Below are 12,469 nucleotides of genomic sequence, written 5' to 3'. Positions count from 1 at the left end.
GCGTGGCTAAGGTTTCGACCGGGTTGACCGGTCAAAAAAGCAAGAAACCGTCAGACCAGTCCTGCGGCCAGCGACAGCTCCACCGCGTCCCTGGTCGCCTTTTCATAGTCGCCGTTGAGCGGATTATACTCGAGGCCGAGGAAGCCCTTGTAACCTGCCGCACGGATGCCCTTGAGCAGGTTGACGTGATTGACCTCGCCCGTGCCGGGCTGGTTGCGGCCCGGAACGTCGCCAAGCTGGACGTAGCCGACCTGGTCGATTCCCGCCTTGAACTTGTTGATCAGGTCGCCTTCCTCATGCTGCATATGGAAGAAGTCCCACTGGATCTTCACCATCGGTGAATTGACCGCCCGGCACATGGCCACGGTTGGCCGTGAGCCATTGAGCAGGAAGTTCAGATGATTGACGTGGTTGAACGGCTCGACCAGCGCCATCAAACCGGCATCTTCCAGCATCGGTGCGATCCGCATCAGGCCGACCGTATAGCTGACAAGCATGTCTTCGCGCGACATGCCATCCGTGTTGTGGTGGCCCACCAAGGTGATCTGAGAACAGCCCATGACCTTGGCGTCGGCGATAGCGTCCTTGATCATGGCGTCCAGTTCACCGTACTTGGCCGGACTGGTAAAGGCCGGTGCCCCTGGCGCAAACTGCGAGACCTTTAGTCCGTGTTTGTCCAGTTCCGCGCGGATCGCCTGGGCGTTGACGCCGTCTTCGCGCCGGGCCGGCCAGAATTCGACGGTCGTAAAGCCGCACTTCGCCGCCAGGGCAAACCGTTCGATGAAGGGCGTCGGACGGAACCACATATCGATATTACAGGCATAGGGCGCCAACGTCGCCTTGACATCGACCTTCTTGTCAACCTTGGCGGGCTTCGCCGCCTGGGCCGCGGTTGCCGCCATGACGGTGCCCGCCGCCAGCATGGCCGATCTGCGGGTCAATTGCGCCTTGTCCATCTGTTCCTCCAATTGTGTGATATTTCGCCGGAGCCTAACCCCGCACTTGGCCGCGCGCAACCTCATCTTACCACGTCATTATATTTCGACAGCGCAGCGCATATTTCAAGGAAACGGCGAACGTCCTAGCTCTGGCTCCCCCGACAATCACACCAAGGAGGACGTCATGGGTAAAGGTATTTTGCTTTGGCTTCTGGGGGTGCCGATCCCCATTATCATCCTGCTCGCGCTGATCCGCTGACGGGGGCTGACATGGACACGCCTCTCGAAGCTACGGGTCGGCACGACCGGCCGAACAACGAATCCACACATTCCGGCATCCACTGGGCAGCCATCCTCGGTGGCGCCGCAGCCGCTGCTGCGATTACGCTCATTCTTATTCCGCTCGGGTCGGCGCTGGGCTTTGCCTCATTTTCGGTCTTTACCGCCGATGCCAGCGATGCCGTCGAAATCGGCGCGGGTGTCGGTATCTGGATGATTGTCACGCAGTGGCTGGCGTCCGGCGTCGGCGGCTACCTTGCAGGACGGATGCGCGTCAAATGGGCCGACCTGCACAGCGATGAGGTCTTCTTCCGCGATACCGCGCACGGTTTCCTGTCGTGGGCCATCGCCTCATTGCTCGTCGCCTTCCTGTACATTTCCGCTGCCGGAACCGTCCTGCAAACGGCATCGACGGTCGCAGCCGGCGCCGCCGAAAACGACCGCCTGGCCTACAACGCGGAGAGCCTGTTCCGGGGCGCAACAGCGCCATCGAGCGACGCCAGCGCCGAAGCTGGCCGGATCATTGCCCAAGGGATGACTGATGGCACGGTGACGCCCGCCGACCGCGCCTACCTGGTCCGGCAGGTCGTGGCACGCACCGGCCTTGCCCAACCCGAGGCCGAGGCGCGCGTCAACGCCACGATTACGCGCGCTGAAACCGCTAAGAAAGAAGCGGCTGAAGCCGCTGAAAAGGCGCGCAAGGCCATGGTCGCCCTGCATTTTGGCCTTAGCCTGTCGCTGCTGATCGGCGCCTTTATCGCCAGCGTCGCTGCTGCCCTCGGCGGCCGCTTGCGCGACAAGCATTAACGCCGAACCAGGTCCCTCTTTCCGTCACAGGAGAGAGGGGCAAGGCGTCCCAATTTCTCAAAGACTGAAAACCAACCGCCTCAGGGCGGTTTTCTGCGCTTAAACATTTGTGATGTAAGATAATTACCTTGCAACTCTCTTCGGGTACGGTTTTTGCTAGCAACCGTCCACAGGGTGAAAATGTGTCGCGAATTGCATCACCGGCGCTTCATCCGCCGAGAACCGGCCCAGCCAGGGATTGATAAGCGCGTATGTTGTTGACCAGTGAGCAAGATCTGATTTTGGTCCTTGGCATCGTCGCCGTGGTCCTCCTGGCCCTGTCGATCGGCGCAGGCGTGCTGGCGACCCTCAAGTCCATGCAGGTCAAACAGTTCCAGGAACTGCTTTTCAAGGCCGAACGCAAGATCGACACCCTGGAACGGCGCATGTTCAACGTTTTGAACGCCGTCCCGGTCGCCCTGGTAGAAACCGATGCCTCGGGCAAGTTTACCTTTGCAAACCGCGCCGCCCACACGCTTCTCGGCCGCAAGGACAATGAGCTGATCGGCCTGCGTTTCCATTCGGCGACCTGGGGCATCACCTTTCCCGACGGCCGCGTCGTCCCCGCCGACATGCTGCCGATCGCGCGTACTCTGCGCGGCCAGACCGTCAAGGGCTTCCAGCACCTGATCGTCAACCACGGCAGCCACGAAAAGGTTCTGGTCAGCGTCACCTCCATGCCGATCATGAACGGCAATGGTGAGGTGATCGGCTCAACCTCGGCCATGGTCGAACTGGAAAGCAATGCCGGCGAAGGCGTGGACGACCTGACAGGGCTGTGGCGCGGCCACTGGTTCACCGCCGCCGCCCTGCCCTTCTGGGGCCTGGACGCCAAGGGCCAGATCGTCGACGTCAACAATGCCGCGCTCGACGCCTTCGACGCCAAGCGTGAGGACGTGCTGGGCAAGACATGGACGCACATCTGCGTCAGCGACGCCGATTTCCAGAACGCCATCAACTTCCTCGGTGAGGCTCAGGACGAGACGTCGCCACACAATGAAAAAACGGTCCCGCTGACGCTCAAGGGCGCCGAGGGCGAACGCGTCATGATCGTCAGCGCCTGGGCCGTGCATACGCACGAAGGCGGCGAACACGGTATTACGGTCATGGCAATGCCCAGATCAGAAGCCTGGCCCACCCCTGAAAGCCCGGCTTTGGCCGCAGAGGAGACTCCCATGGCCTTCAAGCCTGCCGCGGAACTCACCGACGACGACGCACAGGAACTGGAAGACCTGCGCAATGCCGAGGTCGCGCTGGCGTCCTTAGGGATAGGCGTTTGGCAGTACGACCGCGAAGCCGAGACCATTGTCGAGGACGAAGGCATGCGCCGTCTGATCGGCCGCGAATATGCCGGTGGCCCGACCTTGATTTCAGACGATGACCAGGCGCGCGCAGACACCGCCTTCGCCGACCTGCTGAGCGGCAAGAGCGATGCGCTTGGCCTGGATATCCGCGTCATCGACAAGGGCCAGGTGCGCTGGATCACCATGCGCGGCCAGGCCGAAATCACCGAAGCCGGTGAACGCCAGATCTATGGCGTCGCCTTCGACTCGACCTCGCTCAAGGCTCAGGTGACTGCTGCCGATGTCGTTATCCAGCCCGTCACCGGCCTGACGGTCGCCGACGTCGAAGCCGCGCGCCAGGAAGCGCTGGAAACCGCGCGCAAGGAATATGAGGCAAAGCTCGAAGTCGTGAGCAGTGAGCAGCCCGGAACCTATGGCTGGAACGACGCGTCCGCGCCCGTGGTCCAGGCCGACCGGGCGGTCATCGAAGAAAACGCAGCACTGAAAGCAAGGCTGGAAACGCTGCAGGCTGAGTTGGCCGATGCTGCCACCCAGCAGGGAACGTTGCAGCAGGAGATCGAAATGTTGAAGGCGCGCCCCGAACCGGAAACGCCGCAGCTTCAAGGCGATAGTGAAGAAAACGCAGCGCTTAAAGCCAAGCTGGAAGCCCTGCAGGTCCAGGTGGTCGAAGCCGCCGACCATCACGGCGCGCTGCAACAGGAAATCGCCGCCCTGAAGGCGCGCCCGGAACCCGAAGCCCCTGAGCCTGTCGTGGTGCGCGAGCCTGACCCGGCGACGGTCGAGGAAAATGCTACGCTCAAGACGCGGCTGGAGGCCCTGCACGCCGAACTGGCCGAGACCTCGGCTTATCACGGCACCCTGCAGCAGCAGATCGCCGCGCTTGAAGCCCGACCCGCTCCGGTCGCCGATACCTCGGCCTTAGAAACGCGCATCGCGGAGCTGGAAGCCCGGTTGCAGACCACCGACGCGGCGCGCAACGAGCTTCAGGTGCAATTGTCCGACATCCTGCTGGCGCCCAAGCTGGTCGAGGCCAAGGACGAGCGCGACGCCCAGATCGAGCGCCTCAACGGTGAACTGGAAAGTGCCCGCCTGCACAGCGATGTGCTGACCGCCAGGATCGAAGCCCTGGCCTCGGCGCCGCCACCCAAGCCGGACACACGCGAATGGGAAGAAAAGGTCGCTTCCGCCGAGTTCGAAACGCGCAAGTGGCAGGCTGCCTATGACGATGCCCAGGCCAGGCTAGCCGCCGTTCCGCCACCGCCCACCGTCCATATCGACGCACTGACAAAGCGTCTTGATGACCTGCAGGCCAGCCTCAATCAGTCCCTGGCGCAGCAAGCGGAGCTTCAGGCCAATCTGACCCAGTCGCTGGCGCAACAGACCGAGCTTCAGGCCAGCCTGGCACAGGCCACGGCCCAGCAGAGCGAAGCGCAGGGTAAGGTCGAGCAGTTGTCGACGGCGCTTTCGAATGCACGCCGGTTCGAGACGGTCGGCCGCCTGACCGGCGATGTGGCCCAGGACTTCGCCCAGATGCTGGGGGTCATCAACGGCGCCCTCGACGTCATGAGCCGCCACGCCGACAACGAGCAGATCAAGAAGCTGTCGGAGGCTGCCCTGGCCGCCGGCAAGCGCGGCGAACGCCTGACGCGGCAATTGCAGGCCTTCCAGTCGGAAGATTATTAAGCGCCTTCCTCTGGCTTTTGCCAGGGTTTGCAAAGTAATATACCCCACCACCTTCGCAAAGGCGGTGGGGTTTTCTTTGGTGCAGTATGGCGTGGTATAAATTCAAGGCAGAGGATACGCGCCTGTGGGCACTGGTCACCGCGACCGTGCGCCCGCACAAGGCCTCGCGCGTCGACCCGCCCGCACCGGAAATCGAAACCGTCCACGTCGCCGATATGCCGAAACCGATGGTCGCCGAAAAGCCCAGGCCTTTGCCGCTGACGCCCTTTGCCATCGGCCAGGCGATCAAGCCGCAGACAGGTTACAAACTCTCTTTCGACAGCCCGAAGTTCGAACCCGACGCCATCGAACCGCGCCGCAAGCGCCGGTTGTCGCGCGAACGCGATCCGATCGAAGCGCGGCTGGACCTGCACGGCCTGAACAGTTTTGCCGCCGAAGCCCGGCTCAAGGCCTTCGTGCAGCAGGCCTATGCCAACGACTATCGCGCCGTGCTGGTCATCACCGGCAAGGGCATGGCGGAAAACGGCATATTGAAACGCAATGCGCCGGAATGGCTGGCCGACCCACAGCTTGGCCATATCGTCGCCGGCATCAGCCAGGCCCACGCCCGCCACGGCGGCACGGGCGCGCTCTATGTCGCGCTGAAGAGAAGGACGGGCTAGATCAGCCCGCGCTCTTTGGCCAAATCGTTCAGATTGACACGCGGACGTGGGCCAAAATGGCCGATGACTTCCGCCGCCGCCAGCGAGCCCAGCTTGGCGCAGGTCTCGATATGCAGGCCTTGCGTCAGGCCGTACATGACACCCGCCGCGTACTGATCGCCAGCGCCCGTCGTATCAATGACCTTGTCGACCGGCGCGGCCGCGACCGTGTGCGTGTCTTCGAACTTGATCGCTACCGAGCCCTGCTCCGAGCGCGTGATGAAGGCCAGGTCGGTCTTGGTGCGTAAGGCACGCAGCGCCTTGAAGAAATCGTCGGTCTGGAACAGCGACAGCAGTTCGCCTTCATTGGCGAAGACCAGGTCGATATGGCGCTCGATAAAGGCCAGCAGGTCGGTCCGCCAGCGGTCGACGACGAAAGTGTCCGACAAGGTAATGGCGGTCTTGCGGCCGCTTGAGCGCGCGATCTGCGCCGCCTTGGCAAAGGTTTCTCGGCCCGACGGCGAGTCGAACAGATAGCCTTCCAGATAGGTGATCTGCGAGGCGCGGATAATGTCGGCATCGAGGTCCTGCGGCGCGATCAGGGCGGCGGCGCCGAGATAGGTCGCCATGGTGCGCTGGCCGTCCGGCGTCACATTGATCAGGCAGCGGCCGGTGCGGGCGGGATCGTCGTGCAGGACCGGCGTATTAAAGGTCACGCCCATCTTTTTCAGGTCGCGCGCAAAGGTTTCACCGAGAGGGTCGTGCGCTACCTTGCCGACATAGGCGCATTTGGCGCCGAACGAGGCCGCGCCCGCGATGGTATTGCCGGCCGATCCGCCCGACTCCTGCTCGCTTTCCGCCATGGCCTCGAACAGGCTGGTGCCGCGATGCGTGTCGATCAGCGTCATGGCCCCCTTGTGCAGGTCCTGCGCGGCCAGGAAGGCGTCGTCCGCCGGAGCCAGAACGTCGACAATGGCGTGGCCAACAGCGGTGATGTCGTAGGTCAGGTCCATGGAAAATCCGGAAAAATCGGTTGCGTCTAAAGGTTTGTCGGGGAATAGAGCCTCCATGACCAAGACGCTACTGTTTTTTACGCCCGATCCCTCAACGCCATCGCACCATGGCCGCTGGCCTGCCGTGCTCGACGGTTATCGCGAAGCCCTGAAGGGACTGGATATCGAGATCAGCGCGCAAGCCTGGTCAGAGCCGGTCACCAAGCCATACGACCTGATCTGTCCGCTGGTCGCCTGGGGCTATCACAATGACCCCGAGCGTTTCCGCGCCGCCCTGATGGCGCTGAAGGATGCGGGGCATCGCGTCTTCAACCCCGCCGATATCGTCAGTTGGAACGTCGATAAGCGCTATCTGCGCGACCTGGCCGAGGCCGGCGTGCGCATCATACCGACCCATTTTGTCGAACGCATCAGCGACGAGGCCATCGCCCACGCCCGCGCCGATTTCGGAGACGCCCTGGTGCTGAAACCCGTCGTCTCGGCCGGCGCCAAGAACACCCTGGTGTGGCGACACGGTGAGACCCTGGCCTTCGACGCGCTTGAAGGCAAGGCCGGGCCGCCGAAGGGCGCCGCCATGATCCAGCCCTTCATGCCGTCCATCCAGGACGAGGGCGAATGGTCGCTGCTCTTCTTCGCCGGCCAGTTCTCGCACGCCGTACTAAAGACGCCGAAGTCGGGCGACTTCCGCTCACAACCCGACTATGACGCCAATCTACGCACCCTGTCCCCACCGCCCGAAGCCATGATGCTGGCGGCCGCCGCCATCGACTATATCGGCGCCGACCGCCTGCTCTATGCCCGCGCCGACATGGTCCGCGACAACGAAGGCCGGTTCTGCCTGATGGAGCTGGAACTGATCGAGCCCGACCTTTATCTCGGCTATTCGGACGGCGCCGCCGACCGCCTGCGCCATGCCTTTGAGATCGCCCTGTTCGGCGGCTGCGCCTGCCATTCTTAGGGACTGGAATACCGCCCTTTCCGCTCACGCAATTTTCGCTTGAAAAATATTAACGGCGGGCGCTTAGTTTCGTTTTCATAATTGGCTGGGGGCAAGCCAAAAAAACATGACCAATGCCGCCGCCCATACGCGGCTCGCGCAGGCGCTCTTCGTCGATGACAGCGCCGCCGAGATCCGCCTAGTCACCGAGTTGCTGAACCGGGCCTGCGTGCAGTTCGACGGCCATTGGGTGACCTGCGGTGAGGACGCCCTGGGGTTTCTGCGGCGGGAACAGGGCTTCGAAAGCGCGCCCGAGCCCGACATTATCTTCCTCGATCTCAACCTGCCAAAGCTGAGCGGCGCCAAGGTGCTGCAGATCATCCAGAACGACCCTGGCCTGAGCCGCATTCCCGTCGTCATCCTCAGCGGCTCGGATCACGAGGACGACATCGTCAATGCCCGCGAACAGGGCGCGACGCATTATGTCGTCAAGCCGCTCGATTACCCGAAACTGCGCGAGACCGTGACCCTGATCGACACCTTGCGCCTTGTTCCCGAAGGCAGTGAGTGGCACCTGACTCCGGCGTGATTTCCGCGCGCTTTTGAGCAGCGCTTATGCCGACTGCTCGACACCAATCCTGGGGCACAGATCCCGCACGATGCAGATGCTGCACTTCGGCTTGCGCGCGACGCAGACATAGCGGCCATGCAGGATCAGCCAGTGGTGCGCCCGCGTCAGCCAGTGCTTCGGGATAACCGCCATCAGCTGCTTTTCGACCTTGTCCGGCGTATTGGCGCTGACCAGCCCCAGGCGATGTCCGACGCGAAAGACATGGGTATCGACGGCGATCGCCGGCTCGATATCGAGTTCATTCAGCACCACCGAAGCCGTCTTGTTGCCGACGCCGGGCAGAGACACCAGGTCCTCACGGTTCATCGGCACCTCGCCGCCGAAGCGGTCCAGCAGTATCTCGCACAGGCGCATGACGTTCTTCGCCTTGTTGCGATAGAGGCCGATCGAGCTGATCATCCGCATCAAACGCTCCTCGCCCAGCGCCAGCATGTCGCGTGGGTTGGACGCGAGGGCGAACAAGGGGCCGGTCGCCTTGTTGACCGCGACGTCGGTCGTCTGGGCCGACAGCGCGACCGCCACGACCAGGGTGAAGGGATTGCTGAAGTTGAGCTCCGTGCGCGGGTCGGGCTTGTCCTGCTCAAAGCGCTCGAACAGGGTCTTGACCAGTTTCGGGTCTGGATTGACGAAGGCTTCGGTGCTCATCGCAGGCGCTCCAGAAAACGGATCGGCTCGCCGCGGAACAGGCCGTCGTGATAGACGGTAAAGCCCAGACGTCCCGCCAGTTTCAACGACCGTGTATTGCCCGGCGAGATGATGCAGACCGTGCGCGGCAGCTTCAGGCCCGTATCGGCATGATGCAATACAGCGGTCATGGCCTCGCTCGCCAGCCCTTTGCCATAAAAGGCCGGATCGAGCCCCCAGCCGGCCTCGGGTGCACCAAACGCCGGTTCGATATCCCGGCAGTAGTCGAACAGGCCGGCGGAGCCGATATACTGGCCGGTTGCTTTCCACGTCACGGCCCAGTTGCCGTAGCCGAAGACGTGCCAGTGGCCGACATCACGCAGCAATCGCAACCAGACGATCTCCGGCGAGTGGGGGCCGAAGCCGACATCACCTACGAATACCGGATCGTTCCATAGCCGGCACAGGGCTTCGAAATCCGTCGCCACCATGGGCCGCAGGATCAGTCTGTCGGTCGTCAGCACGGTCATGCGGTCACCGCTGCCGTCGGCGCAGCGCACTCTTCGTGCGCGGCCTCTTCCCACTTCAGCCACTTCTCGGCGATCGCGGCATTGAGGTCGATCCCTTCGGCGCGCGCCATCAGCATGACCATGCAAATGACATCGGCCATCTCCATCGCAACATCGTGCCGGGCACTTTCGGCGTCACGGCGCGAGCGGCCGGTCATGGCCAGATACGCCTGGGTCAGTTCGCCCATCTCTTCCTGGACCTTGAGCAGGTGCCAGTCACCGCCGCGATCGATGTCATAGGCCCGGCCATAGCGGTCCGAAATCGCCTTCAGGCGGTCGATAAAGGTCTCCAACTCGGGAAGCGGCAGGCTCATAAGGTCACCCGTTCATATTCTGTTCCCACCGTCTTAGAGCCGAATCTGCACCCTGATCAAGGGGCCTTATCTTCCTTGGTTTCAGACGCTATAGACAACTCATGACCTCCATCCTGTTTGTTTGCCTTGGCAATATCTGCCGCTCGCCTTTGGCCGAGGGCGTCCTCCAGCACAAGATCGACGCGCTGGGCCTGACCGGGCGGTTCGTGCTCGACAGCGCCGGCTGCGGCGGCTGGCACGCCGGTGAGCCGCCCGACCGCCGTTCGATCGCGGTAGCGGCGAGGCACGGCGTGGCCATTGACAGCCAGCAGGCGCGAAAACTGACGGCTGAGGATTTCAACCGCTTCGACCTGATCCTCGGCATGGACCGCGATAATGTCGCCTACCTCAAGGCGCAGCGTCCTCGTGAGGCAACGGCCAGGGTCGCGCTTTATCTCGAAGAGGCCCTGGGCGAGGCCGGGAACGTTCCCGATCCCTATTACGGCACCGAGGCCGACTTCCAGAAGGTCTATGAGCTGTGCGACCGCGCCAGCGATGCTCTGCTGGCAAAGCTTACCTGACAGGGCTGGCCATAGGTAAGATTTCAGGGCATGCTTGCCCTTCTGTTCTGTTTAAGAGACGTCTCATGCTTGAAACCGTTGATCCCCGTTTTTACCAGCGCGCCGATGACTATATCCAGGTCGCCAACACCCAGATGCGCACGGTGAACCCCCAGCGGGTCAGTGCGTCCTTCCTGTGGGGCGTCGCGCGCTACACGTCGTGGATGAACGTCCAGCTCAGCGAATCCAAGGCCGAGATGGAAGCCAAGCGCCAGGAAGCGATCGATTTTTATACCGATCAGTTCCGCCAGCTCCTCAGCGAGCAATACGACAAATACCTGCAGGAATACGAAGTCACCAAAGACCCCGGTTGAGTATCAGAGAATATACCGGCTGAGATCGGCGTCGCCGGCGATTTCGCCGAGGCGCTTGCGGACGTAGTCGGCATCGATCGTCACGGTCTGACCCGACATGTCCGACGCGGCATAGCTTAAGTCCTCCATCACCTTTTCGATGACGGTGTGCAGCCGGCGCGCGCCGATGTTTTCGACCTTGGCGTTGACGGTCGCGGCCGCCTCTGCCATGGCGGCGATCGCGCCATCGTCGAATTCCAGCGTCACGCCTTCGGTCGCCATCAATGCCTGGTTCTGCTTGATCAGGTTGGCTTCGGGCTCGCTCAAGATGCGGCGGAAATCGTCCTGGGTCAGGGCTTTCAGCTCGACGCGGATCGGCAGGCGGCCCTGCAGTTCCGGCAGCAGGTCCGACGGCTTCGAAACGTGGAAGGCGCCAGACGCGATGAACAGGATGTGGTCGGTCTTCACAGGCCCGTACTTGGTCGACACCGTCGTGCCTTCGATGAGCGGTAGGAGGTCGCGCTGGACGCCCTCGCGCGACACGTCGGCGCCGCCTCGGTCCTGACGCGAGGCCACCTTGTCGATCTCGTCGAGGAAGACGATGCCTTCGTTCTCGGCCAGCTTCAGCGCTTCATTGGTGACGCTCTCGCTGTCGAGCAGCTTGTCGCTTTCCTCGGTAATCAGCGGCGCCATAGCGTCCTTGACGGTCATCTTGACCGTCTTCTTGCGGCCGCCCATGGCCTTGGACAGCATGTCGGACAGGTTGAAATTGCCGTTGCCGGGCTGGCCGGGGATCTCCATGGCGCCGAAGGGCGAAGCCGCCTCGTTCAGCGACAGCTCGATTTCCTTGTCGTCCAGTTCGTTGTTGCGCAGTTTTTTACGGAAAACGTCGCGCGTCGCCTGGCCGGCATTGTCGCCGACCAGGGCATCAATCAAGCGCTCTTCGGCAGCCGCTTCGGCCTTGGCGCGGACGCCCGTGCGGTTCTTTTCGCGGATCATGAGTTGGGCGGCTTCGACCAGATCGCGGACGATCTGATCGACATCACGGCCGACATAGCCGACCTCGGTGAACTTGGTCGCTTCGACCTTGATGAAGGGCGCATGGGCCAGCTTGGCCAGGCGGCGGGCGATCTCGGTCTTGCCGACGCCCGTAGGCCCGATCATCAGAATGTTCTTGGGCGTGATCTCGTCGCGGATGCTCTCATCCGTCGCCTTGCGGCGCCAGCGATTGCGCAGGGCCACGGCGACGGCCTTCTTGGCGTCGGCGTGGCCGATGATGTGGCGATCGAGTTCGGAGACGATTTCACGGGGAGAAAAAGTAGTCATGATTTTGAACACTGCATAAGAAGGCTGGGGCCCCATTCGGGGCTGATGATTTCGCCGTAGGCCACAAAGCCGGCCTTTTCGTAGGCGCGGATGGCGCGGGCATTTTTAGGGTGCGGGTCAGTGACGACCACAGGCGCGCCCATGGCGAACAGCCGCTCGACCTGCTGGCGGACCAGGGCCGAACCGTGCCCCCTGTTGATCATGTCGGGATCACCGATAATCTGGTCAACGCCGCGCGTACCATCCGGCCGATCGAAGAAATGGTGACCAGGATAGAGATGCGGAGAATAGTCCTGCATGTAGGCGAACGGCCGGCCGTCCAGTGATACGATCCAGGTGTTGAAATCGGGTTCGATCAGGTCATCCTCTTGCATGGGATCAGACTCGCCGCTGGCATCGATCCACCATTCCGCCACATGCGGCTGGGCGATCCAGTCGTTGACCAGGGCCAGGTCTTCCGCGGTCATGGAAC

Annotated in this window: 15 protein-coding genes; 8 read left to right on the top strand and 7 right to left on the bottom strand. The window is 62.5% G+C overall.

Annotated elements, in window-relative coordinates:
• Window positions 1-50: 50 nt before the first annotated feature.
• Window positions 51-956, bottom strand: coding sequence for a TIM barrel protein (locus AC1DON_RS17610; RefSeq protein WP_476936123.1), 906 nt, complete (start codon window positions 954-956; stop codon window positions 51-53).
• A 46-nt stretch (window positions 957-1,002) separates the two neighbouring features.
• Between AC1DON_RS17610 and AC1DON_RS17605 the strand changes: the two genes are divergently transcribed.
• From AC1DON_RS17605 to AC1DON_RS17590, 4 genes are all read left to right on the top strand, one after another.
• Complete coding sequence (locus AC1DON_RS17605) at window positions 1,003-1,197, top strand: hypothetical protein (protein WP_476936122.1); 195 nt, start codon at window positions 1,003-1,005, stop codon at window positions 1,195-1,197.
• Between the two features lie 11 nt (window positions 1,198-1,208).
• Complete coding sequence (locus AC1DON_RS17600) at window positions 1,209-2,024, top strand: hypothetical protein (protein ID WP_476936121.1); 816 nt, start codon at window positions 1,209-1,211, stop codon at window positions 2,022-2,024.
• 251 nt (window positions 2,025-2,275) lie between these two features.
• Window positions 2,276-5,050, top strand: coding sequence for a PAS domain-containing protein (locus tag AC1DON_RS17595; RefSeq protein ID WP_476936120.1), 2,775 nt, complete (start codon window positions 2,276-2,278; stop codon window positions 5,048-5,050).
• An 86-nt stretch (window positions 5,051-5,136) separates the two neighbouring features.
• Window positions 5,137-5,712 (top strand): Smr/MutS family protein, encoded by a 576-nt coding sequence (locus tag AC1DON_RS17590; RefSeq protein WP_476936119.1) that lies wholly within the window; start codon window positions 5,137-5,139, stop codon window positions 5,710-5,712.
• Here AC1DON_RS17590 and AC1DON_RS17585 read toward each other — a convergent pair.
• Window positions 5,709-6,704 carry an adenosine kinase gene (locus AC1DON_RS17585; RefSeq protein ID WP_476936118.1) on the bottom strand — a complete coding sequence of 332 codons (996 nt, stop codon included), beginning with the start codon at window positions 6,702-6,704 and terminating at the stop codon, window positions 5,709-5,711. The two genes, AC1DON_RS17590 and AC1DON_RS17585, sit on opposite strands and share 4 nt — an antisense overlap.
• A 55-nt stretch (window positions 6,705-6,759) precedes the next feature.
• On the opposite strand from AC1DON_RS17585, the gene AC1DON_RS17580 reads away from it, so the two are divergent.
• Together AC1DON_RS17580 and AC1DON_RS17575 are read left to right on the top strand one after the other, a co-directional pair.
• The gene (locus tag AC1DON_RS17580) at window positions 6,760-7,662 is read left to right on the top strand and encodes an ATP-grasp domain-containing protein (RefSeq protein ID WP_476936117.1); all 903 of its coding nucleotides are present in this window, start codon (window positions 6,760-6,762) and stop codon (window positions 7,660-7,662) included.
• Between the two features lie 106 nt (window positions 7,663-7,768).
• Window positions 7,769-8,230, top strand: coding sequence for a response regulator (locus tag AC1DON_RS17575; protein ID WP_476936116.1), 462 nt, complete (start codon window positions 7,769-7,771; stop codon window positions 8,228-8,230).
• Window positions 8,231-8,254: 24 nt separating this feature from the next.
• On the opposite strand, the gene nth is transcribed toward AC1DON_RS17575, so the two are convergent.
• The 3 genes from nth to AC1DON_RS17560 are packed head-to-tail and all read right to left on the bottom strand — an operon-like array spanning window position 8,255 to window position 9,779.
• On the bottom strand, window positions 8,255-8,917 hold the full coding sequence (gene nth, locus AC1DON_RS17570; protein WP_476936115.1) for an endonuclease III: 663 nt from the start codon (window positions 8,915-8,917) through the stop codon (window positions 8,255-8,257).
• Window positions 8,914-9,426, bottom strand: coding sequence for a GNAT family N-acetyltransferase (locus tag AC1DON_RS17565; protein WP_476936114.1), 513 nt, complete (start codon window positions 9,424-9,426; stop codon window positions 8,914-8,916). The genes nth and AC1DON_RS17565 overlap by 4 nt, the downstream gene beginning before the upstream one ends.
• Complete coding sequence (locus tag AC1DON_RS17560) at window positions 9,423-9,779, bottom strand: pyrophosphohydrolase domain-containing protein (RefSeq protein WP_476936113.1); 357 nt, start codon at window positions 9,777-9,779, stop codon at window positions 9,423-9,425. The genes AC1DON_RS17565 and AC1DON_RS17560 overlap by 4 nt, the downstream gene beginning before the upstream one ends.
• A 101-nt stretch (window positions 9,780-9,880) precedes the next feature.
• Here AC1DON_RS17560 and AC1DON_RS17555 point away from each other — a divergent pair, with 101 nt between their 5' ends.
• Together AC1DON_RS17555 and AC1DON_RS17550 are read left to right on the top strand one after the other, a co-directional pair.
• Window positions 9,881-10,339 carry a low molecular weight protein-tyrosine-phosphatase gene (locus AC1DON_RS17555; RefSeq protein ID WP_476936112.1) on the top strand — a complete coding sequence of 153 codons (459 nt, stop codon included), beginning with the start codon at window positions 9,881-9,883 and terminating at the stop codon, window positions 10,337-10,339.
• Window positions 10,340-10,404: 65 nt separating this feature from the next.
• On the top strand, window positions 10,405-10,692 hold the full coding sequence (locus AC1DON_RS17550) for a DUF3144 domain-containing protein (protein ID WP_476936111.1): 288 nt from the start codon (window positions 10,405-10,407) through the stop codon (window positions 10,690-10,692).
• Window positions 10,693-10,695: 3 nt separating this feature from the next.
• Here the strand turns inward: AC1DON_RS17550 and hslU are convergent, their stop codons facing one another.
• Window positions 10,696-11,997: an ATP-dependent protease ATPase subunit HslU gene (gene hslU, locus AC1DON_RS17545; RefSeq protein ID WP_476936110.1), complete on the bottom strand. Its 1,302-nt coding sequence runs from the start codon at window positions 11,995-11,997 to the stop codon at window positions 10,696-10,698.
• On the bottom strand, window positions 11,994-12,464 hold the full coding sequence (locus AC1DON_RS17540) for a GNAT family N-acetyltransferase (protein WP_476936109.1): 471 nt from the start codon (window positions 12,462-12,464) through the stop codon (window positions 11,994-11,996). Before AC1DON_RS17540 ends, hslU begins: the two co-directional genes overlap by 4 nt.
• Between the last annotated feature and the right edge of the window lie 5 nt (window positions 12,465-12,469).

The organism is Asticcacaulis sp. P4_H10 (assembly GCF_056400965.1).
The sequence above is the reverse complement of the archived record's forward strand: the minus strand, read 5'-3'. Positions and strand labels throughout refer to the sequence as shown.